We start from the raw sequence: 21364 nt of genomic DNA on the forward strand, positions 1-21364 counted from the left end.
GCGACGCTTTCCGCCGCCCACGTCGCCCTTCAGCAAGCGGTCGCTGATCCGCCCCACGAAGATGCAGAGCACCACGGCAACCGCGTACGGAATGGCGGCGTAGAAGCCTGTCTTCGCAATGGTAAGTCCCTTCGTCGCCTGCAGATAGCTCGGCATCCAGGTCAGGAAGAGATACTGCGAGTAGACGTTGCACCCTTGGGTGAGAGCCAGGCCCCACAGCGTCGGCCCCTTTCGCAGCAGACCGATGAGACCGACCTTCGGCGCCGACGCATCGAGATCGACCTTCTTCGCACCGCGCTCGTTCAGGATCTTTTGCCGCTCCTCCTCGCCGAGCCAGGTTGCGTCCTCCGGGCGCGCGAACCATGTCAGCCAACACGCGAGCCAGACGAACCCGATGCCGCCGGCGGCGAAGAACAGCGCCGGCCAACCGAAGCTCGCGATGATGGGGCCCGCCACGAGTGCGCAGACGGCCGGGCCGGCGTACGATCCGCTGTTGAAGATCGCGTTCGTCATGCCTCGTTCCGAGGCGGGGATCCACTCACGGATCACGCGCGCGCCGGCGGGATTGCTGGTGGCCTCGCCCGCTCCCATCGCAAGGCGCGTAGCGAGCAACGAGGGGAAACTTGCGGCGATGCCGGTCGCCGCGGTTGCCGCCGACCAAAGCGCCAGTCCGAAGCCTGCGACCTTCTTCGCCCCGAACCTGTCGACGAGCATGCCCATCGGGATCAGGAAGACGGTGTAGGTCCACAGGAAGGAGGAGAACAGGTAGCCAAGGGCGACCGGCGAGAGGCCGAATTCCTTGGCGATCGGGGAAGCCGCGAACGACAGCGTGACCCGGTCGATGTAGTTGAGCATCGCCAACAAGAAGAGCATCAGTGCAATCCAAAGCCGCTTCTTCTGCATCACTTCCTCCCTGAAAATTGCGTTTCCCTGCACGGCCTCAACGGGCCGCTGTTTTTGATTTATTCTCCAGCCACGCGCTCGGGGCGCCAGCTCAGCAGCTGGCCTTCGAGCCAAGTGAGCATTGCTTCCGCAATCAAAGCGACTGCGCCGACGACGATCATTGAGGCGAAGACGCCGTTGGCATCGAACGCGCCCTGCGCCGTTGCGATGAGAAGACCAACGCCCTGCTTGGCGCCGAGGAATTCACCGACGATCGCGCCGACCAAGGCGAAGCCGAACGAGACGTGCAGGCTCGCCAGAATCCACGAGGTCGCGGACGGTATGACCACCGAGCGCGTGATCTGCCACCGCGAGGCGCCGAGCACCCGCGCGTTCGAGATCAGGGTCTTGTCTGCTTCCCTGACCCCCTGGAAGGCGTTCGCGAACACCACGAAGAACACCATCACGACCGCGAGGGCGACCTTGGAGGCGGCTCCGAGGCCAAATGCGACGATGAAGATCGAACCGAGGATCACACGGGGAATGGAGTTCGCGACCTTCACGTAGATCGAGAAGATGTCCGAAAGCAGCTCGTTTCGGCCGAGAGCCACGCCGCAAAGGATCCCGAGAACGGCACCGATGAGGAACCCGGCGCACGCTTCGTAGATCGTGACCCATATCTGGTACCAGAGAGGCCCGATCGACGTCCCTTCAGTAATCCACTCGACGAGTTTCTCGGCGATACCGCTTGGCTGACCGAAGAAGAAAGGATCGATGAGATTGAAGCGCACACCGAGTTCCCACCCGCCTAGGATGACGGCGAGAACGGCGATGCGCATGATGAGGATGAAAACCTTCCGTCGCCGCGCCAGCGTGACGAAGGCGTCGGCTTTGGGGGCTTCCGCGACCGGGCGCGGTCCGTCTGTCTGCGTGACAAGGCTCATTGGATCCTCCTCAAGCCTGCTCTTCGCGGGCACGCATGACTTCCTCGCGGAGGTCCTTCGAAATACGCCGAGCGATTTCGATGAAGCGTTCGTCGTAGCGCAGGGCTGCGATCGCCCTGGGCCTCTCCAGCTCGATGTCGTAGATCGACTTGATCCGCGCGGGACGCGTGGTCAGGACCGCGACCTTGTCGGCAAGCAGGATGGCCTCATCCAGATCGTGCGTGACGAACAGCACCGCCGCGCGATTCTCGGTCCATAGGTTCAGGAGCTCTTCCTGCATGAGCTCGCGCGTCTGGACATCGAGCGCCGAAAAGGGCTCGTCCATCAGCAGCACTTCGGGCTTGTTGATGAACGTCTGCGCTAACGCGACGCGCTTGCGCATGCCTCCGGACAACTGGTGCGGCAGGCTCTCCTCGAACCCCGAAAGGCCGACCCGGCGAACCCAATCGAGGGCGCTTTCCCGGGCCTTCGAGTTACTCATGCCGCGGAATAGCGGTCCAGCTTCCACGTTCTGCACGACGTTCTTCCACGGAAACAGGGCATCCTGCTGGAAGACGAGCCCGACCCGGCGATCCACGTCGCGGACCTCCGCGCCGAACAGTTGCACGGAGCCCGCCTGAGGACGCGCCAGACCCGCGATCAAGCCCAGGGTCGTCGACTTGCCGCAGCCGGTAGGCCCGACAATCGCGCAGAATTCGCCGGGAGCGATCGACAGATCGAAACCGTTCAGGGCCGTTAGGATATCGCCGTCCGGCTTGATGAAGCGGCGCGTGACGCCGCTCAACTCGATTGCGGGCAACATGAGTGTCCTTTCGATGCGAAGCGGCAGAGGCCGTCCGCTCGACTACTTCGCCGCGTTGGCGGTATCGACGAATTTGTTGGTGTAGGTCTGCGGAAGGTCGACGGAGGCCTTCTGAACCTCCTTCTTGAATTCCTTGAGTACGGCAAGAACCGTCTCTGCGCCGTCCGCCGGCATCCTGCCATCTGGCGAGAACATCACCTTGGCGTCAGCGAGCGCCTTCACGTAGGCGGCCCTGTCGCCGGCATAGTAGTCCTTCGGCATCTTGTCCGCGATGTCTTCGGCAGAGTGGGAAGAGATGTACTGCATCGTCTTCACGAACGCGTTGACAAGCTTCTGCGTCACCTCGGGATGGGACTCGACATAGGCAGTCGACATGTAGAGGCACGCTGCGGGATAGAGGCCGCCGAGATTCTTCTTCGCCTCGTCCGGGGTACGCAGATCGACGATCACGCGCCCCTGGTCAGTAGTCACCACGCGCGAAATCGTAGGCTCCGTCGTGATACCCGCGTCGATCGAGCCGTTCTTGATCGCGGCGACAAACGTTGCGCCGGCGCCGACGGACAGCAGACGCACCTTCGAGGGATCGACGCCATTCTTCTTCGCCAGGTACTGGACAAGGAACGCCGTCGATGAGCCGAGTCCCGTCACTCCGATCGTCTTGCCGGGGAAGTCGGCGGGAGAGCTGATATCCTTCGCCTTCGACGAAGCTAGGATGGCATGTCCGGAGACAAGACCCATCTGGACCACCGATTCGATCTTCTTGCCCTTCGCCTGCAGGTCGATCGTGTGATCGTAGAAGCCGACCGCCCCCTGAATCGCGCCCGCGACAAGTTCGTTCGTGGCCTTGACGCCGGCGGGTTCGCTGGCGAGCTCTACGTCCAGCCCCTGCTCCTTGAAATAGCCAAGGCTCTCGGTGAGCTTCGCCGGCAGATAGATAATCTTCTCCATGCCGCCGACCATGAGCGTCAACTTCTCGGCAGCCGCAGCGGGAGTCGAAGCGCTGACCGCGAGAGCCGCGGCGACCGCCATCATCGGCAATGCGCCACCCAATGACAGAAGGGAGAGCGACTTCGTTTTCAGCTTCACGTTCTTCTCCCTGTTTTCTTGCTTCGCGGCGGACGCCGGCGCCGCAACGCCCGGTCTGTCGAGGGCCTGCTTCCGGGCCCGGAAGCTGCATTGCCATATATCGTTAGATATGACAATGTCATTTTTGGCACAAAATGACAATCGTGGTCTGATCGCGACGGAAGGCCCCCCTCCGGAAGACAGCCGGGCGGATCTTTGTTAGAGGCATGGCCCCATCGGAGGCCCGAGCACCGGACCCGCATAGCGCGCATTTGAGATGGAACAGTCGACCGAGTTTTCAGACAGGGGGTCGTCCGGATCGCCGAACGCGCTCCACCGGGAGATCGCGCAGCGGATCCTGATGCATGTTCGGATGGAGCGTCTTCCCATCGGCGCGCATTTGACCGAGACCTCGCTTGCGCAGGTGGTCGGCACATCCCGCGGCCCTATCAGGGGTGCCCTGGGCCACTTGGCGTCCGCTGGGTATCTAGAACGCAGGCCCGGTCAGGGCTTCTTTCTGGCGAGAACCGAGCCTCGAACGGGAAAGGCCGCCGACACGTTGGTGGCCGATACTGAGCGGCTTTACCTCAAGCTCGCGGAGGATCGCCTGCGCGGGCGCCTTGCTGATTCCGTGACGGAGGCGGACCTGATGCGCCGCTATGATATTCCGCGACACACCCTCCGGCGCATCCTGACGCGCATCGTCAACGAAGGGTGGATGCAGCGGCGCACTGGGCATGGTTGGGCATTCCTGCCGATGATCGACTCCGTGGAGGCATATCGCGAAAGCTATGAACTCAGGCGCTACCTGGAGCCTCAGGGTCTGCGATCCCCGACCTTCAAGTTGAACCGCGTCGTCCTTTCGGAGCAGCGCGAGCGGCAGGAGTTTCTGCACAGCGCGGGATACAAGACGCTTGGCCAGGTCGAGTTGTTCAAGTCGAACAGCGATTTCCACGAGGCACTCGCCCTTATGTCGGGCAACAGGTTCTTAGCCCAGACCGTCGCCCGCCAGAACGAATTGCGGCGTCTCATCGAATACCGGCAGACGCTTGATCGGGACCGCGTCTGGCGGCAAACCGGCGAACACTTGGCCATTATCGATCTGCTGGAGAATGGCTCGCTCGAGGGTGCCGCCAAGCTCCTCGAAAAGCATATCGGCGGAGCCTTGAAGGAGAAAGCCCGGCCCGAGCTCTTCGGTTCGTAATCCCGCTCATAACTCTCCTCGCAGCATGCGATGGATGGCGAGACAGGCGCCGGAGCCCGGCTCGCACATCAGTCCGCGGTCCAGGTTCCCGAAGCGATACTAATCGCTATTCAAGTACGCGCTGCAGCCTAGACGCTGCCCTCCGAAGGCAAAGGTCACACGTTCGAATCGTGTCGGGTGCGCCAATTTCCCCTTATTTCACTGAACGATACACGCACGCGGATCGAAACTTCAGCTTTGTCTCGTTAGGGCTAGTAAGCAATCTGGAGGAAAACCGTCGTCCTAATGCAAACTACTTGGCAGTGACGTTCGAAGGCTCGCCTGTCTAACAACAATAGCGATTGTACTTCGCGGCACGCCGTCCGACCCCACCAATCGGTTCACGCACTCTCGAAAACGTCAGTCGTTGGGAGAGTCGGCTAGCGGCGTTTCATTTTCGGCGAGCCAATATCCCAGCCACGGGTCACAATTGCGTATGCGCCGCCCCAACTTCATCGCCAAACACGCCCGGAATGCTCGAGGTCACTTGGGCCGGGTAGTTGCCTTCATCATGGCTCACGAAACATGGAGCCAGAATCTGCGGCTGATGGATGCGCTCGGTATCGATCGCAGCGATCACATTCTCGACGTCGGATGTGGGCACGGGCGTAGTCTGGCCGAACTGGCCACCCGAGCCTCGATGGGGCATGTCGTTGAGCGGACCCATCCGAGCTGATGGTCGAGATCGCGTCGCAACGCAATCGGCCGCTCATCGAGGCGGCCCGCGCCGAGGTCATCCTTGCGACGGTGGAGTCACTGCCCTTTGCCGATAATTTTTTCGACAAGGTGCTGTGTGTCCACGTGCTCTATTTCTGGAAAGATTTCGACGTGTCTCTCCGCGAGATCGCCCGCGTATTGAAGCCTGGCGCCGATTGGGATAGTTGTTCCGAACCAAGGCCGATCCGGCGGCCATCGCATCGTTTCCGGCCGAAATCTACCGCTTTCCGGAGCTCTCCGAAGTGATGGTGGCTCTCGAACAAGCTGGTCTGGGCGTCCATGCGGCCAGCGATCTCACGAACGAGCCCGTCCTCCTTATCGTGGAAAAACGAGCGGCTCAAACAGCGGAGTGACCGCAATCAACCGATCAGGTCGAGACAATCGCGGTCAGACGCTCGATCACCTGATCGATCTCGTCCGCCGTGGTGCCTCGTCCCAGGCTGAAGCGAAGTGCGCCCATTCCGATTCTTTCGGGTACACCCATCGCGGCGAGAACGGGCGAGAGCTCGATCCGCCCTGAATGGCATGCCGACCCCGTGGATGCCGCAACGCCGTTCAGCTGCACCAGTATGTCCGCGCCGATCCTGCCGACGAACGACACGTTGATAGTGTTGGGTAAGCGCTCCGTGGCGTGGCCATTCAGCGCGACGTGATCGCCGAAGCGATCTTGAAGCGCTGCCCAGAAACGATCACGTAGAGCCTCGATGCGCGCTATCGGCGCAAGGTTTGCGGCGATTTCGCAGGCTGCCCCGAGCCCAACCGCGAGCAGCGCGCTCTCGGTGCCGGCGCGCCGGCCGCGCTCATGGCCCGCCCCGTGGATCAAGGGCTCGAGCTCAAGACCGCCTCGGACGTAAAGCGCGCCTACCCCTTTCGGCGCGTAGAGCTTGTGGCCGGCAATAGAAAGCAGATCGACGCCTAGCTCGCCGACATTCGTCGGGATCTTTCCGACCGACTGCGCCGCGTCCGTGTGAAAGCGAATCCCGTGCTCCCGTGCGAGCGCGCATATTTCCTCGATCGGCTGGATTGTGCCAACCTCGTTGTTGGCGTGCATGATGCTGATCAGGACTGTCTGCGGGGTTATGGCGCGGCGCACGTCCTCGGGATCGACGCGGCCGGTGCGATCGACCGGAAGATAAGTGATCACGGCGCCGAGCCGTTCGAGAAATCGGCAGGGAGCCAGAACGGCGGGATGCTCGATCGCCGAGGTGACGATGTGCGCTCCTTTGCGGTTCAGCGCGAAGAATGTGCCTTTGATCGCCAAGTTGTTTGCTTCGCTGCCGCCGCTGGTGAAAACGATCTCGTCGGGCGCGGCGCCAAGCAGCGCGGCGACCTGGCCGCGGGCCTGCTCGAGGGCGGCTTTTGCCGGGATGCTGGCCCAGTGGCCGCTGGACGGATTGCCGAACGCTTCATCCAGGAACGGCCGAATTGCTGCCGCCACCGCCGGATCGATCGGCGTGCTCGCGTTGTAGTCGAGATAGATCGGCCGCATCGTCGCAGTCATGGCGACTTAGTCGTCCTTAAGGTGAAGCCACGGTAGTTGCTCATTGGCGAACACATGCTTGCTCGGTTTCAACTCCTCCGCCCGGACGAAGGCACCGACACAATAATACGTCTCGGTCGGAAAATGCACGGTGGCGCAGGTCAACGTCGAACCGCAGCGAACACAGAAACCGCGTGTGGTTCCCGGCGACGACTTGAACGTCGTGATGGCGCCTTCGGTCACTGTGACCGCGTCGTTCTCGAAGCCGACGAACACGCTCACCGGCGCGCCGGAATGTCTGCGGCAGCTGTCGCAATGGCACCAGAAGATACCTTTGGGTTGGCCACGTGCTTCGAAACGAACCGCCCCGCAGAGGCAGCGCCCAGAATAGGTTTCGGTCATTGTCGCGCTCCGGGCTTGGCTTCCATGGCGATGGCGACGACCACCCCCGAGAGGAAGGTGAGCGCACCGATCAGGCCGATCGACCAGGCCATTCCGTACAAGTCGGCGATCACGCCAGCCGATAGCGCGCCTATCGCGTAGCCGAGATCGCGCCAGAAGCGATAAACGCTGAGCGAACGGGCGCGCCAGCTCGGGTGCGACGCATCCGAGACCGCCGCGATCAGGCTTGGGTAGACCATCGCCGTGCCGACACCGAGCAGGACGCTTGCGACGAGCCACCATTCGAAGTGACTGGTCGCCGCAGTCAGGAACAGGCCCGCGGCCTGTACCCACATGCCGGCGGTGATCAGGCCCTTGCGACCCCAGCGGTCCGACAGCGGACCGGTCGCGATCTGCAGGATGCCCCAAACTGCCGGATAGACCGCCTTCAGAATACCGATGCGCTCGACCGAAAGGCCAAAGGACACGAAGAAAAGCGGGAAGATTCCCCAGCTCATGCCGTCATTGAGATTATTGACGAGTCCGGCCTGCGAAGCGGCGAAAAGGTTGCGATCTCTAAAAGAGGTCAGGAGGAATATCTCCCGAAAACTGATCGGCGCCGCCTGTCGCTCATGGCCCGCCGTCTCCAACCGTACGTGATCGCGTGTGTCACGCACCAAAAGGATCGAAAGTGCGAAACCCAGGATCGCATAGGCAACGCCGAGATAGATCGGCGCCGGCCTCAGCCCGAGGTGGTCGAGATCGGCAAGCAGCTCTTGATGACGCGCGGTGCGCTGACCACGTTCTCCATCGCCAACGATGTCGCCAAGTATTTTGCGATCATACCGGCGATGTTCCTGGCGTTTTACCCCCAACTCAACGTGCTCAACATCATGAGCCTGTCGAGCCCGCAGAGCGCCATCCTGTCGGCGATCATCTTCAACGCGCTGATTATCATTGCGCTGATTCCTCTTGCGCTGAAGGGCGTCGCCTATCGCGCGGTCGGAGCCGGCGCGCTGCTCCGGCGTAACCTCCTGATCTACGGCCTCGGCGGCATCGTCATTCCCTTCGTTGGCATCAAGGCGATCGACCTCGCCGTCACCGCCTTGCACTTGGCGTGACATGTCGATGCCAGCCACGAAGCGGTCCTGCCAGACGCGCGCCTCGAAGGATGAAGGCCCGGCTGGAGGCCTCGCCCTGCGAGACGCCGCGCAGGCGCGGCTCCTCAGGGTGAGAGTCTGGCGTCCTCGCTCGCAAAGACGAGAATAACTGGAGAACCAACATGCTCAGAGAAATCCGCCCTGCCGTCGTCCTGTTGCTGGTGCTCACCGCCATCACAGGCCTCGCCTATCCGCTCGCGATGACGGCCATCGCCGGCGCGCTGTTTCCCACGCAGGCGCAGGGCAGCCTAATCGAGAAGGACGGCAAGGTCGTCGGCTCCTCGCTCATCGGGCAGGAGTTTAGGGATGACAAATATTTCCACGGCCGCCCCTCGGCGACGCTGGCCCCGGACCCCAACGATTCGACCAAAACGGTGCCGGCGCCCTACAACGCCGCCAATTCGGGCGGCTCCAATCTGGGCCCGACCAGCAGGGCGCTGGCCGACCGGCTGAAGGAGGATGGGGACAAGCTCAAGACCGAAAACCCGAACGCGGCGGTGCCTGTCGATCTGGTCACCACCTCGGCCAGCGGCCTCGACCCGGATATCTCGCCGGAAGCTGCGGAATTTCAGGTGCCGCGGGTGGCGAAAGCGCGGAATATGCCGGAAGACGCCGTGAGCCGGCTCGTGGCTTCCAACGTTCAAGGCCGAATGCTTGGCCTGCTCGGCGAACCCAGGGTTAACGTTCTGGCGCTGAATCTCGCGCTGGATCGTGCCTCGGCGAAGTAGCGGTCTAGGCCGGGAATGCCCCGATGATTATATTGTCCTGATGGTTCAACAGCGCCGCGATCCCGAACAACGTCCGTCGTCCGAGGCGCTGCTTGAAGCTGCGCGCCGGGAAGAAGGTGGAAACGGCAAGCTGAAGATCTTCGTCGGCGCAGCGCCCGGCGTCGGCAAGACCTACGAGATGCTGCAAAGCGGGCACGCCAAGCGTAAGGCGGGCATCGACGTCGTGGTCGGCTTCGTCGAGACCCACGGCCGGGCTGAAACCGAGGCGCTGGTGCGCGGGCTCGAAATGGTCCCCCGCAAGAGGATCGACTACCGCGGCCGGATCGTCGAGGAGATGGACCTCGATGCCGTGATCGCGCGGCGGCCGCAAATTGCGCTGGTCGACGAGCTCGCCCACACCAACGCGGTCGGCAGCCGCCACCCCAAGCGCTATCTCGATGTCGAGGAACTGCTCTCCCATGGCATCGACGTCTATACCGCCGTCAACATCCAGCACATCGAGAGCCTGAACGACGTCGTCGCCCAGATCACCCATGTCCGGGTGCGCGAGACGGTGCCCGACTCCGTGTTCGACCGGGCCGATGCCATCGAGCTGATCGACCTCACGCCCGACGATCTCATCCAGCGGCTGAAGGAGGGCAAGGTCTATGTGCCCAAGCAGGCCGAGCGGGCGCTGGAGCACTATTTCTCGCCGGGCAATCTGACCGCCTTGCGCGAGCTTGCGCTACGGCGGACCGCCGAGCGGGTCGACGAGCAGCTGCTCACTCACATGCAGGCGAATGCGATTCCCGGACCCTGGGCTGCGGGCGAGCGGATCCTCGTCTGCGTCAGCGAGGATCCGCGCGCGGCTGGCCTCGTGCGCTACACCAAGCGGCTGGCCGACCGGCTGCATGCGCCGTTTACCGCGCTCTCGATCGAGACCCGGCGCTCGCTGCAATTGTCCGACGAGGAGCGCGACCGGCTGGCCGACACGCTGCGTCTCGCGGAATCGCTCGGCGGCGAGGCGATGACGATTCCCGCGGTCGGCCGCCGCATCGCCGACGACCTCGTCAGTTTCGCACAAGGCAACAACGTCACCCAGATCGTGATCGGCAAATCGACGCGCTCGCGCTGGTTCGAATTGACGCGCGGCTCGGTCGTGCACGATCTGGTCCGCCGCGCGGGCAATATCAGCGTTCACGTCATCCCCGGCGACGAGCTTCCAGCCGAGGATGCACCCAAGACGGCGGTGCAGACCGCTGCGCGATCCGAACCGTTCGATGCTATGCCCTATCTCAAGGCGCTGGGGATCGTCTTGGTCGGCCTTGGTGCCGCCGAGTTGATCCGGCCCTATTTCGGCATCGAGAACGTCGATCTCGTGCTGCTGACCTCGGTCGTTGCGGTTGCCGTGCGCTACGGCCTGTGGCCATCGCTGCTGGCGACGGTGACGGCGTCGCTGTGCTACAATTTCTTCTTCATCCCGCCGATCTACACCTTCACCATCACCGACCCGACGAACGTCGCCGCGTTCTTTCTGTTCATGGTGGTGGCCATGCTGGTCTCCAACGTCGCCGCGCGCGTGCGCATCCAGGCCGACACCGCCATCGGGCGGATCAGGATGACCGAGCAGCTCTACGCCTTCAGCCGCAAGCTCGCCGGCACCGCGACGCTCGACGACGTGCTGTGGGCCACCGCCTACCAGATCGCGTTGATGCTGAAGGTCCGCGTCGTGCTGCTGCTGCCGGAAGAGGGTCTGCTCACCGTGAAATCCGGCTACCCGCCGGAAGACGATCTGGACCAGGCCGACCTCGCCGCGGCGAATTGGGCCTGGAGCAACGACCGTCCCGCCGGCCGCGGCTCGGACACGCTGCCGGGTGCAAAGCGGCTGTTCTTGCCGATGCGCACCGGGCGCCGCCCGATCGGCGTGATCGGCATCGACGACGACCGCACCGGGCCGCTGCTGACGCCGGACCAGCGCCGGCTGCTCGACGCACTGGTCGACCAGGGCGCGCTCGCGATCGAGCGCGTGCTGCTGGTCGAGGACATGGATCGCGTCAAGCGCACCGTCGAATCCGAGCGCCTGCGCTCGGCGCTCCTGACCTCGATCTCGCACGATCTGAAGACGCCGCTCGCCTCGGTTTTGGGCGCGGCTTCGACCATGCGCGATCTCGCCGGCGCGCTCTCCGACACCGAGAAGCGCGATCTGCTGGCGACCGTCATCGACGAATCCGAGCGGCTCAACCGCTTCATCGCCAATCTGCTCGACATGACCAAGCTCGAATCCGGCGCGATCGTGCCGAACACGGCGCTGCCCGATCTCGGCGAGATCGTGGGCAGTGCGCTGCGGCGCGCGGCCAAGATCCTCGGCAGCCACAGGGTCGAGCTGGCGCCGGCCGCCGATCTGCCGATGCTGGAGCTGGACGCCGTGCTGTTCGAGCAGGTGCTGTTCAACCTGCTCGACAACGCCGCCAGATATTCGCCTCCGGACACGACGATCTCGCTCCGCAGCCGGCGCGATCGGGATCATGTCGTGCTCGAGATCGCGGACGAGGGCGCCGGCATCCCGCCGGACGAGCTCGAGAGCGTGTTCGACAAGTTCTACCGTGCGCAGAAGGGCGATCACGTCCGTCCCGGCACGGGGCTCGGTCTTGCCATCTCGCGCGGCTTCGTCGAGGCGATGCGCGGCACGATCTCGGCCACCAACCGCACCGACCGGAGCGGCGCCGTCCTCACCATCCGTCTTCCCGTTCCGGCGCAGAGCCGCGCACTGGATACCGCCGCATGAGCGCTGCTGCCCCGATCAAGGTCCTGGTCGTCGACGACGAGCCGCCGATCCGCAAATTGCTGCGGATGGGGCTAACCACGCAAGGCTATGAAATTCTCGAGGCGTCGAACGGAAAAATGGCGCTGGAGAAGCTCGAGGAAGCGCCCGCGCTGATCATTCTCGATCTCGGCCTGCCCGACGTGCAAGGACACGAACTGCTGCGCACCATCCGCGCCCGCAACGAAGCCGTGCCGATCGTGGTGCTGTCGAGCCGCGGCGACGAGGCCGGCAAGGTCCAGGCACTCGACCTTGGCGCGGACGACTATCTGACCAAGCCGTTCGGCATGGAAGAACTCCTGGCCCGCCTGCGCGCCGCGCTGCGCCACCAACTCCAGGTCCAGGGCGAACGCCCGGTCTTCCGCACCGGCGATCTCTCGGTCGACCTCGTCCGCCGCATCGTCAAGGTCGGCGAGCGCGACGTGAAGCTGTCGCCGAAGGAATATGACCTCCTTCGCGTGCTGGTGCAGCACGCCGGCAAGGTGCTGACCCACCGCTTCCTGCTGAAGGAGCTGTGGGACGAACTGACCGATGCGCAATACCTCCGCGTCTATGTCCGCCAGCTCCGGCAGAAGATCGAGGCTGATCCGGAACGGCCGCAGTATGTGCTCACGGAAACTGGCATTGGATACCGGTTGCGGGCGGCCGAATGATGCAAGCTCTTGGCTGACTTCTGCCGAGCGTGCTCCCCCAAATGCCGGGCGACCGCCGCGAGGTATGAAGCACCTGATCGAGTTATTCAAGATTCGATGTCTTGGCGCGCTCCGCCCCGGGGCATGACGGCGGCCGCGTCTTCGGCCGTGATGGCGAAACGACGACATCGGTTCGCTGGTTTTTGTCCGTCCATCCTCGAGAACACCTCCTTGATTGGCGAGCACGATGCCCACCAGCTCTCCCTCCCGCCTTTCGGCGCTGCCGTAGACGGCGGGCCAGGCGGGGACAGCCAGCGCCTCAGGGCGCCGCTGCTGCAGCAGGTCAAACGGCCGGTCACGCCGTGCTCGACTGCCCGATGGCGCTTTCGACGCGTCGAAAGATCCACGCGCCTCGCCCTTTGATATGACCCAATCACAGTGGGCTTGCTAACTCAAGGTATCTGCAGAAGGCGTTGGCAAGCTTCATCTGTCGTGGTGTCCGACACTCCGGGTCGAACAATCGTGGTGATGCGACGACCACGCACAGGCACCTTGCACGCGACGTCGCAACATTCAGCCGGTTCGCGCTGTAGAGGAATTCCATGCCGCGCGGCGCGTCGGCGTGGTTCGAGCTCGTCATGGAGTAGATGACGATCGGCGCCTCCTGCCCTTGAAACTTGTCGACGGTGCCGATGCGCGCGCCCGGAATACGCTCCTGGAGCTCGAATACCTGTGCGTTGTACGGAGCGATGACAAGAATGTCCTCCAGCCCGATATGGGCTTCGACACCGTTCCGATCGACCCAAGTCGCGCCCGCCCCCAGAATCTCTGTGACCAGTTCGCGAACAGCATCGGCCTCTTCTCGCGACGAGCTCTGATTGCCCGAGTGCCCGACCGCCAAGTAACGGAGACCGGATCCGTTTAGCCTACCTTGCAATTTTACTTTTTGGTTCTCTAAACCGGGGCGCGAAAAGAGCCGGCCTTCATAGAAGAGCTCTGAGTTGAAAGCGCAGATAGTCGGATGCATGCGCCAAGTCTCGGGCAAGAATAGACCGCGATCAGGTGGAACAGTCGCGTGGGGCCCGAGGATGTGGTCTAGCGCCGAAACGTCGGCTCCGTCCGGATGGCTGCCCTGAATAGGCTGTTCCAATTGACGGGGGTCACCGAGAAGAACGACGCTGTCCGCGGCCTGCGACACGGCAAGCACGTTTGCAAGGGACATCTGGGCCGCTTCGTCAATGAAAAGAACATCCACGCTGTGCGAGGCGTCGGGTCGCGCCCAGAACCACGCGGTTGCACCTCCGGCGCGGCCGGCGATGCCCAGTGCATCGAGAAATTCGCCGTTACCTGTGGTGAAGCTGAGATTGGGTAGATCCTCCTCCTCGTCAGAAACCTTCTGGAAGCATTGGATGGGCTGCTCTTGTGCGGCGGCCGCGGCTACCACCTCGTCGAGAAGATTGCGAATGACTTTGTGGCTATTCGCCGTGATGCCGATGGTCTTTCCTTCCTTTGAGAGAGCACAAATCATGCGGGCCCCCACAAAGGTCTTCCCAGCCCCAGGAGGACCTTGCACAGGGAAGATGCTCCGATCGAGATTGAGTGCCACACGCACGGCCACCGCCAGGGTGGCCTCGCCCTCGCGCCGTAACTCCTGTCCTCGAAGGCGCGGCGCAACCGCCAGAATAAGGTCGCGAGCTGCGCGATATTCGCCCTCACCTTCCATCCCATTGTCGGCGACGAACTCCCCAATTCGCACCAGAGAATCCGCGAGCACCTGGGTGTCGATGTAGCTATGGGCGAAAACCGCTTCGGGGTGGACTTCGGCCGTATCTTTGCGCTTCTTCACATCTATGGTGCGATCTTCGAGCGATAGGGCCACCACGCTGCCGAATTTCTCGCCACCAAGGCTCCTCAGATCGTCGCCCCAGGCGGACGTCCGTGTCCTGCAGGGCGAACCTATAGCGGTGGATAGGCGCCCGCGCCGTACCGCCAACCTGTTCCACGAACTCGACGTCCGAGAGGCCATCGCGCTCGCGCAGAAGATCCTCGGCCGAAAGATCCCTGAGCCTGAAGTATTCCCACCAGACGGCCTTCTTCTCACGGCCATGCCAGTCCAACATGGAAGCGAGAAGCCATCGCCCTTGCTGCTCCGCTGTCCGCTCGTTCGCATCGTCGGGAACGCCTGCGACGAGGCGCGCTGCGAGTGCGGCCACCTTCCGCTGCCAGGCGTCGAGCTCCGGACTAATTTCCGCAGCTACCGCGGTCGGGCGCCCGATGGTCGCGCCCTTCTGTATGAGGGCAGTCCGCAGCGCCTCCAACCACGCCCGCAAACCTTCCGTTGAAGCGCAATCGTCTTGATTGTAGCTCTTGATTGCTTCCTTATCCGGCTCCGGAACTCCCATCGAGTCGGCTATCTCGAGTCGCGCCTGGGTTCTGGCAAGCACGGCTGCCACTTCGTCCAGTGGTACGCTACGCTCGAACGAATAGAGCGGTTCGAGCTTCTTGATCGAATAACTTTCGACGCCCGCACGAATCGCGTGGCGAACCACCGAATAAAGATCAACGAAGACTTCTGCGCGCAGAAGATTGTCCACTTCGTTCTCACGCGTGGCGTATCGGCCCATCAATCGCTTCAACGCGGCCGGTTCATAATGCGCGAAGTGATAGATGTGCAGATCTGGAAATGTCTTGAGCCGCTCGTTGACGAAGTCGATGAAGCGTTCGAAAGCTGCCCTCTCCTCATGCCTTGTGGACGCCCAATCACCGACGTACCGCCGGTCACCGTCCGCATCCAAGTAGAGATAACCGAAGAGAAACTCGAGCCCCCCGTCGCCGACGAATGGATTGCCCTCAACATCGAAGAATATGTCACCCGGCGATGGTTCGGGAAGACGACACAGACCGAAGCCCGCCTCCGGCGTTAGCGCTTCGTAAAGGACCTTGCCCGCACTCCGGCCCTCGACCTGGATCCTTGCCTGTCCGCGAATCTTTTCGTAGCTGTGGGCGGCGCCGCGATCGGGCGTCCACTGGAGGGGTACGGGCAGCTCGGCGAGTGCAGCCATCGTCGCGATGCCGCGCCTTTCTAATTCCCTAATCTGGGATTTGCTGATGCCCGCGACGAGGGACATATGGTCGTCCGCCCTCCTCTTGTCGTCGCAATGCCTGCGCCATCTGCATATGTCGCAATGTTCGATTGGCTCAGGATAGGTAGCGACGGCGGTCGGTGCATCAACTGCTCGCTCGAGGTTGTTTTTTACATGTCGATAGTACGCCGCATAATCGGCTATCCTGTATTCCTCAGGCACGTAGTTCTTACCAGGTGTCACCACGTAAGCCGAAACAGCGTCCACCCCCTGAATGCTGGAAAGCATGTCAGAATAAAGAGAAATCTGAAGTACTGTGTTGCCCTTAGTTTCACGAGCCAGCTTCGTATCGATCACCTGGTAAGCCCAGGAAGAACGTTCCAATGAACAACGCACCCGGCCTGCGCGAAGACATCGCATCGGTTCGGCCCTAGTCGCTCGTGCTCGCGACGATAGTCGAGGAGCATCTACATTTGTGCCGACCGAGTTCTGCCCGCGAAAGAGAGCTCGAGACCTTCTGGCCCTTGCCTGTCTGGTCTCGCTCGCGCAGCGCCGACAGTGCCGCCACGACCCCGAACACGCCGCCGAGAATGTCGATGATGGGGGCTCCTGCCCGGAGCGGACGTCCCGGCGGGCCGGCGGAGATCAACGCCAATGGCTGCGTCGCCAGCCCCGGCCACGCCCAGATGTACATCATGGGCACGCTGCTGGCGGCACGGTAACGATCGCCAGAAGCAGGCCTACCTGCCCAAGATCGCGACCGGCGAATTGCGCCTTCAGGCCTTCGGTGTGACCGAGCCGACGACGGGCTCCGACACTACCAAGCTGAAGACCCGGGCGGTGCGCGACGGCGACCACTACGTCGTCAACGGCCAGAAGGTCTGGACTTCACGCGCGCTCCATTCCGACAATCGAGGGTATTGGTATTCTTCGCAACGGTGTGACGGCCGATCGCGAAGCGCTGATCATGCCGATGCATTTCGGCACGCCTCATTGCGGCTATGTCCGCCGCGAGGGCGACGGTTTCCGCTTCGAGCCGGCAAGCTGGTGAAGGCTTAAGGAGACTGGACAATGAGTGGAAAAGTCATCATCACCTGCGCGGTGACGGGATCGGCCCTGTCGCCCTCCATGTCCAAGGCCCTGCCGCTGACGCCGGAACAGATCTTACAGCAATCGCTCGACGCGGTGTCTGCCGGTGCCTCGATTCTGCATCTCCACGCGCGCGTGCCGGAGGACGGCAGGCCGACCAACGACCCCGCGATCTGGTCGCAATTCGTCAAGCCGTTGCAGCAGCGCTCCAAGGCGATCATCAACATGTCGGCTTCGTTGGGCTCGACCGCCGAACAGCGGCTAGAGGCGGTGCTTGCTTTGAGGCCGGAGATCGCAACGGTGATCGTCGGCTCGATGAACTACGGGCTGTTCCGTAAGGCGCAGAACCAGGGCATCAGCCACTTTGAGTTGGACTGGGAGAAGGAAGCCTTCGGCCCGCGCAGCTACGAGATCGTGACCCAAAACAGCTTCGCCACCATCGCCCGGATGATGGACTCCCTGACCGAACATGACATCGCCATGGAGTTCGAGTGCTACGATGTTGGGCATCTCTATGTGCTCGAGCACCATCTCAGCAAGCGCACGGTCAAGAAGCCGGTCATCCTGCAGTTCCTGACCGGTATTCTCGGGGGTATCTCCTCCGAGATTGACCATCTTTTGCATCTGAAGCGCACATCCGAGCGCATCTTCGGCAAGGACCTCGTGCTTTTCACCCACGGCACCGGCACCGGCAACATCAAGGCAGCTGCTTTCGGAGCGATGATGGGCACGCATCTGCGCGTCGGGCAGAAGGATAATCTGTTCGAGCGGCCGGGCGTTCCCTTCGCCTCCAATGCCGCGCAGGTCGAGAAGATCGTGCGGGTGCTGCGCGAATTCGACCTGGAGCCCGCCACGCCCGAAGAGGCGCGCGCGATCCTCGGCCTGCCGGCACAGGCGCGCTGAGCCGCTTCGGATTGAAGATCGCCGTGGCTATGGGAGCCAGCGCCTACAAGTCCAAGAGTAGATACAACGCCCTACGCATCTCGAAGAAGGTGACAGATGCGATCCGCCTGCTTCACGATGCTGGTCTCATCCACGTCAAGCTCGGCTTCTACGCCAGAAGCGAAGGAGGCGGGAGGGGGCGGGCTTACACGCATCTGGCGGACGCAAGGCGTCATCGCCCTGTTCGAGCGCTGCAATCTCGACACCTAGAAGATCGCCACAGCAAGGGACAAGGAGGTCATCATCCTCAAGAACAATGAGGTGACCAGATCGAGTATGAAGACACGCCCGAAACGTGTCGGATGCGACAGGTGGTCCGTGACTAGAACGACCTCCTGGCTCGCCATTTCATCGACATCAGGTGGCTGAACCACCCGTGGATCAAGAGGAGCGATGGATCACGGGTTATCGTCGGCCCGTCGGAGCAACAGGTCCACCGCATGTTCAAGCAAATTACCCAGCGAAAGACTAAAGCGAGATCGCGCATCACGAATGCCAAAGTTATTTCCGAAAGAAGTGGGCCAGCACTCTATACTATCGAAGATTTCGCGATCTCATCGATTTGCTTTCGGCTGATTTTGGTGGCGTCGATCGTCTCAGCACGAGCGAGATGGCGCTAGCGCAGACTGCGTCCACTCATATGACTGCCCTGGAGCAACTGGAGATTACGTTCGCGGCTGGCTGAGGGGAAGGCATCGAACGATGACCTGATGCTTTACCAGACGCTCTCGAATTCATTGCGGGTTGCTCAAAGAACTCGGCATCAAGCGAAAGCCGCGCGACGTGACGCCGGCCAGCCCCCGCGATTATCTGCGCAGCCGCATCATCGCTGACGACGATGCTCGCGAAAGCGAGCCGCCGCTTCCTCGTTCGGCGTCCTGGCGGGGCTCGCTTCTTTCCTAGGAGCGTTTCACATTTTGACTGAAGCATATCCAGCCTCGCGAATGCGCCAACTACTTCGCTAACGCTGGATTTCGTAGCAGGAAGCGGAACGGACTGGTCAGCGGGATGCTGGAAAGGGCAGATTGCCCTTTCTTTTCTTCGGCGACGCTTGGTACCGACGCCGCAGAAGCTTACAATTTTCGATCCACCTGAGCGATGGCCCGGCCCGCCAGAATGTGGCTAGTTGTCAGCATCTACCTAGTCTGAGCCAGCATATCCAGGCGCTTTCGCGGAAGTCTTGTCGTTGGAGCCTGATCGAGAGCCCTTGCATCCCGAACGCAGTGAGCTTCTTCTAAGTTGTTGATTTTTCTTGCCATGGTATGCGTTTCCGCCACGTTTTATTCACGGTCGTTTCACCCAATTCATTGCGATTTCGTTGCGGCTCTCTCACGGAGAACGATGCTCCCTACCGCCCCGGTTGGAGGCAGTCCCAGGGTTCACGCAACTACCGGTGCCGATTTTCGGTTATCCCGGGGCTGCCGAATGGTCTTCGAAACAGGAATTGTCGGCTGGTTGCGGGGCACAGCCACCGATATCGACGCTCGCAATCTGGCGATCATCGGCGGCCGTCTTGCGGTCAATGGCGGACTAGCGATAATCCCTTATAGAAACACTAGGGATATCCAAGGCACGAAGGTGATCAGCAGCAGGCCCAGAAACAGCCAGGCGAGATAGATCCAGATCCGGTGCATCCCGGCGTCCGGCGACACGCCGCCGATGCTGCAGGCGGCATAGTAGCAGAGGCCGAATGGCGGGGCGAACAGGCCGAGGCCCATCGCCAGGATCACCACCATCGCATAGTGCACCTCGTTGATGCCGAACGTTGCGGCCACCGGGAACAGCAGCGGGCCAAACAGCACGATGGCGGGGATGCCCTCCAGCACGCTGCCGAGCACGATGAAGGCGATCACCGAGATCAACAGGAAGCCCCAGGCGCCGCCGGGCACGCCGGCCATGCGCGCCGCCAGATCATGCGAGAAGCCGGATTGCGTCAGCGCCCAGGCCATCGCGCTCGCAGCCCCCACGATGAACAGGATCGAGCCGGACAGCGAGGCCGTCTGCACCAGCATCGGCAGCACACTCTTCCAGGTCAGGCTGCCGCGATAGATGATCAGGCCGAGCACGAGGCAATAGGCGATGCCGATGGTCGAGACTTCTGTGGCGGTCGCATAACCCTCGACCACCGCGCTGCGGATCAGGAACGGCAAGGCCAACGCCGGCAAGGCCGCCCAGAACGTCCTCGCCACCACCGACATCGGCGCACGCGCGACTCTGATGGCGGCGTTCTCCTCCGCGCCCGCCCGATAGCGCGCGACGAAGGCGAGCACGATCGCCAGTACGATTCCCGGCAGAATGCCGGCGGTGAACAGTGCCGCGATCGACACCCCGGTGACGGAGGCGATCGCGATCAGAACGATCGATGGCGGAATGGTCTCGCTCATCGCGCCAGACGCTGCGAGCAGCGAGACCAGTTCTCCATCATTCATGCCGCGCTTGCGCATTTCGGGAAACAGCACCGGCGCGATTGCTGCCATATCGGCGGTCTTCGAGCCGGAGATGCCCGAGACCAGCAGCATGGCGCCCAACATCACATAGGAGAGCCCGCCCCGGACATGGCCGAGCACAGAAGCGAGGAAGGCGACCATGACGCGCGCCATGCCGGTCCGCTCGACCATTTGTCCCAGCAGCACGAAGAGCGGCACCGCGAGCAGGATCAGCGAGCTCATGCCCTCGTCGATCCGGCCGACGACGACCAGCAACGGCGTCCGTGTCGTGGTCAGCAGGAAAGCGACGGTCGCAAGACAAAAGGCAAACGCGATCGGCACGCCCGCCATCACCGCGCAGCCGAGGAGACCGACGAAGAAGATCAACAGGTTCCAGTTGCCGAGCGACTTCAGTGAGGGATCTGCGAAATAGAGCAGGCCGGCAATCGCCGCAAACAGGATTGCGACGCCGAGCAGGTCCTTCGCCGATCGCTTGACGAGGGTGAGGCAGATGCTGGCGAGGGCGATGATGCACCCGACCGGGATGGCGGCCGCACGAACCATGCCGGACCAACCGAGCGCCGGCGTCTCCACAAAGGCCTGGTCCTCCACATAGTCGAGCGCCGGATGCAGGATAATTGCGAGGAACAGCGCAACCCCGCCGGCCGCGAGCGTCGAGGCGCAGGCCTCCGCGCGCGGCGACAGATAGGACGTGAAGAAGGTCAGGCGCATATGCGCCGAGCGCTGAACGGCGATCGCACTGCCGAGCATCGCCAGCCACAGGAACAGGATGGAGGCGAGCTCGTCCGACCAGATGATCGGCCGGTGGAAGATTCCGCGTGCGACGATGCCGGCGAACAGGATGATGACCTCGGCAACCACAGCGATTGCTGCCGGAATCTCCACCAGCCAGCGCAGCGCCTGTTCCAGCCAGCGCCCGCGCAGCACCTGCGCCTCGTCGAGCGTCACGGCTTCCGGCATGCCGACCAC

Annotated in this window: 17 protein-coding genes and 3 pseudogenes; 8 read left to right on the plus strand and 12 right to left on the minus strand. The window is 62.5% G+C overall.

Features of this window, described 5'->3' with window-relative positions; translation table 11 throughout:
- From IVB12_RS21675 to IVB12_RS21690, 4 genes are all read right to left on the minus strand, one after another.
- The coding region (locus IVB12_RS21675; RefSeq protein WP_247301655.1) for an MFS transporter at positions 1 to 873 on the minus strand (873 nt) is incomplete at its 3' end.
- Between the two features lie 89 nt (positions 874 to 962).
- Entirely contained in the window at positions 963 to 1826 is an 864-nt protein-coding gene (locus IVB12_RS21680) for an ABC transporter permease (RefSeq protein ID WP_247301657.1), read from the minus strand.
- Between the two features lie 10 nt (positions 1827 to 1836).
- Positions 1837 to 2628 (minus strand): ABC transporter ATP-binding protein, encoded by a 792-nt coding sequence (locus IVB12_RS21685; protein ID WP_247301658.1) that lies wholly within the window; start codon positions 2626 to 2628, stop codon positions 1837 to 1839.
- Positions 2629 to 2670: 42 nt separating this feature from the next.
- Positions 2671 to 3660: an ABC transporter substrate-binding protein gene (locus IVB12_RS21690; protein WP_247301731.1), complete on the minus strand. Its 990-nt coding sequence runs from the start codon at positions 3658 to 3660 to the stop codon at positions 2671 to 2673.
- 310 nt (positions 3661 to 3970) lie between these two features.
- Here IVB12_RS21690 and IVB12_RS21695 point away from each other — a divergent pair, with 310 nt between their 5' ends.
- Positions 3971 to 4897 carry a GntR family transcriptional regulator gene (locus tag IVB12_RS21695; RefSeq protein WP_247301660.1) on the plus strand — a complete coding sequence of 309 codons (927 nt, stop codon included), beginning with the start codon at positions 3971 to 3973 and terminating at the stop codon, positions 4895 to 4897.
- Positions 4898 to 5360: 463 nt separating this feature from the next.
- Here the strand turns inward: IVB12_RS21695 and IVB12_RS21700 are convergent, their stop codons facing one another.
- Positions 5361 to 5540: a hypothetical protein gene (locus IVB12_RS21700; RefSeq protein WP_247301661.1), complete on the minus strand. Its 180-nt coding sequence runs from the start codon at positions 5538 to 5540 to the stop codon at positions 5361 to 5363.
- Positions 5541 to 5608: 68 nt separating this feature from the next.
- Between IVB12_RS21700 and IVB12_RS21705 the strand changes: the two genes are divergently transcribed.
- Positions 5609 to 5899: a class I SAM-dependent methyltransferase gene (locus IVB12_RS21705; protein ID WP_256467127.1), complete on the plus strand. Its 291-nt coding sequence runs from the start codon at positions 5609 to 5611 to the stop codon at positions 5897 to 5899.
- A gap of 121 nt (positions 5900 to 6020) precedes the next feature.
- On the opposite strand, the gene IVB12_RS21710 is transcribed toward IVB12_RS21705, so the two are convergent.
- From IVB12_RS21710 to IVB12_RS21720, 3 genes and pseudogenes are all read right to left on the minus strand, one after another.
- Positions 6021 to 7154, minus strand: coding sequence for a cysteine desulfurase family protein (locus IVB12_RS21710; protein WP_247301663.1), 1134 nt, complete (start codon positions 7152 to 7154; stop codon positions 6021 to 6023).
- Between the two features lie 6 nt (positions 7155 to 7160).
- Positions 7161 to 7535 (minus strand): GFA family protein, encoded by a 375-nt coding sequence (locus tag IVB12_RS21715; RefSeq protein WP_247301665.1) that lies wholly within the window; start codon positions 7533 to 7535, stop codon positions 7161 to 7163.
- Positions 7532 to 8263 (minus strand): annotated as a pseudogene (locus tag IVB12_RS21720) (MFS transporter); the annotation flags it as partial. The pseudogene IVB12_RS21720 and the gene IVB12_RS21715, both read right to left, overlap by 4 nt.
- Here IVB12_RS21720 and IVB12_RS21725 point away from each other — a divergent pair.
- From IVB12_RS21725 to IVB12_RS21740, 4 genes and pseudogenes are all read left to right on the plus strand, one after another.
- A pseudogene (locus tag IVB12_RS21725) lies at positions 8264 to 8635 on the plus strand (potassium-transporting ATPase subunit B); the annotation flags it as partial.
- A 161-nt stretch (positions 8636 to 8796) separates the two neighbouring features.
- The gene (locus IVB12_RS21730) at positions 8797 to 9402 is read left to right on the plus strand and encodes a K(+)-transporting ATPase subunit C (RefSeq protein ID WP_247301666.1); all 606 of its coding nucleotides are present in this window, start codon (positions 8797 to 8799) and stop codon (positions 9400 to 9402) included.
- Positions 9403 to 9442: 40 nt separating this feature from the next.
- Positions 9443 to 12166 carry a sensor histidine kinase KdpD gene (locus IVB12_RS21735; RefSeq protein WP_247301673.1) on the plus strand — a complete coding sequence of 908 codons (2724 nt, stop codon included), beginning with the start codon at positions 9443 to 9445 and terminating at the stop codon, positions 12164 to 12166.
- The gene (locus tag IVB12_RS21740; RefSeq protein WP_247301675.1) at positions 12163 to 12855 is read left to right on the plus strand and encodes a response regulator transcription factor; all 693 of its coding nucleotides are present in this window, start codon (positions 12163 to 12165) and stop codon (positions 12853 to 12855) included. The genes IVB12_RS21735 and IVB12_RS21740 overlap by 4 nt, the downstream gene beginning before the upstream one ends.
- A 412-nt stretch (positions 12856 to 13267) precedes the next feature.
- On the opposite strand, the gene IVB12_RS21745 is transcribed toward IVB12_RS21740, so the two are convergent.
- The 3 genes from IVB12_RS21745 to IVB12_RS21755 form a co-directional block, all read right to left on the minus strand.
- Complete coding sequence (locus tag IVB12_RS21745) at positions 13268 to 14680, minus strand: ATP-binding protein (protein ID WP_247301677.1); 1413 nt, start codon at positions 14678 to 14680, stop codon at positions 13268 to 13270.
- Positions 14625 to 16274 carry a TM0106 family RecB-like putative nuclease gene (locus tag IVB12_RS21750; RefSeq protein WP_247301679.1) on the minus strand — a complete coding sequence of 550 codons (1650 nt, stop codon included), beginning with the start codon at positions 16272 to 16274 and terminating at the stop codon, positions 14625 to 14627. The genes IVB12_RS21745 and IVB12_RS21750 overlap by 56 nt, the downstream gene beginning before the upstream one ends.
- A 73-nt stretch (positions 16275 to 16347) precedes the next feature.
- Positions 16348 to 16614 (minus strand): CoA transferase, encoded by a 267-nt coding sequence (locus IVB12_RS21755; protein ID WP_346658515.1) that lies wholly within the window; start codon positions 16612 to 16614, stop codon positions 16348 to 16350.
- Here IVB12_RS21755 and IVB12_RS21760 point away from each other — a divergent pair.
- Positions 16595 to 16826, plus strand: a pseudogene (locus tag IVB12_RS21760) (acyl-CoA dehydrogenase family protein); the annotation flags it as partial. The gene IVB12_RS21755 and the pseudogene IVB12_RS21760 sit on opposite strands and share 20 nt — an antisense overlap.
- Before the next feature lie 162 nt (positions 16827 to 16988).
- Positions 16989 to 17909 carry a 3-keto-5-aminohexanoate cleavage protein gene (locus tag IVB12_RS21765; protein ID WP_247301680.1) on the plus strand — a complete coding sequence of 307 codons (921 nt, stop codon included), beginning with the start codon at positions 16989 to 16991 and terminating at the stop codon, positions 17907 to 17909.
- 1583 nt (positions 17910 to 19492) lie between these two features.
- On the opposite strand, the gene IVB12_RS21770 is transcribed toward IVB12_RS21765, so the two are convergent.
- A complete protein-coding gene (locus IVB12_RS21770; RefSeq protein WP_247301735.1) occupies positions 19493 to 21355 on the minus strand; it encodes a TRAP transporter large permease subunit in 1863 nt (620 codons plus the stop codon).
- Between the last annotated feature and the right edge of the window lie 9 nt (positions 21356 to 21364).

Source organism: Bradyrhizobium sp. 179 (genome assembly GCF_023073535.1).
In the GTDB taxonomy this organism is placed as follows: Bacteria; Pseudomonadota; Alphaproteobacteria; order Rhizobiales; family Xanthobacteraceae; genus Bradyrhizobium.

Bases quoted from the DNA above. Each gene is read 5' to 3' on its own strand.
- IVB12_RS21770 (WP_247301735.1), bottom strand. From the start codon at position 21,355: ATGCCGGAAGCCGTGACGCTCGACGAGGCGCAGGTGCTGCGCGGGCGC.
- IVB12_RS21710 (WP_247301663.1), bottom strand. From the start codon at position 7,154: ATGACTGCGACGATGCGGCCGATCTATCTCGACTACAACGCGAGCACG.
- IVB12_RS21680 (WP_247301657.1), bottom strand. From the start codon at position 1,826: ATGAGCCTTGTCACGCAGACAGACGGACCGCGCCCGGTCGCGGAAGCC.
- IVB12_RS21715 (WP_247301665.1), bottom strand. From the start codon at position 7,535: ATGACCGAAACCTATTCTGGGCGCTGCCTCTGCGGGGCGGTTCGTTTC.
- IVB12_RS21730 (WP_247301666.1), top strand. From the start codon at position 8,797: ATGCTCAGAGAAATCCGCCCTGCCGTCGTCCTGTTGCTGGTGCTCACC.
- IVB12_RS21765 (WP_247301680.1), top strand. From the start codon at position 16,989: ATGAGTGGAAAAGTCATCATCACCTGCGCGGTGACGGGATCGGCCCTG.
- IVB12_RS21695 (WP_247301660.1), top strand. From the start codon at position 3,971: ATGGAACAGTCGACCGAGTTTTCAGACAGGGGGTCGTCCGGATCGCCG.
- IVB12_RS21690 (WP_247301731.1), bottom strand. From the start codon at position 3,660: ATGATGGCGGTCGCCGCGGCTCTCGCGGTCAGCGCTTCGACTCCCGCT.
- IVB12_RS21735 (WP_247301673.1), top strand. From the start codon at position 9,443: ATGGTTCAACAGCGCCGCGATCCCGAACAACGTCCGTCGTCCGAGGCG.
- IVB12_RS21685 (WP_247301658.1), bottom strand. From the start codon at position 2,628: ATGTTGCCCGCAATCGAGTTGAGCGGCGTCACGCGCCGCTTCATCAAG.
- IVB12_RS21740 (WP_247301675.1), top strand. From the start codon at position 12,163: ATGAGCGCTGCTGCCCCGATCAAGGTCCTGGTCGTCGACGACGAGCCG.
- IVB12_RS21755 (WP_346658515.1), bottom strand. From the start codon at position 16,614: ATGATGTACATCTGGGCGTGGCCGGGGCTGGCGACGCAGCCATTGGCG.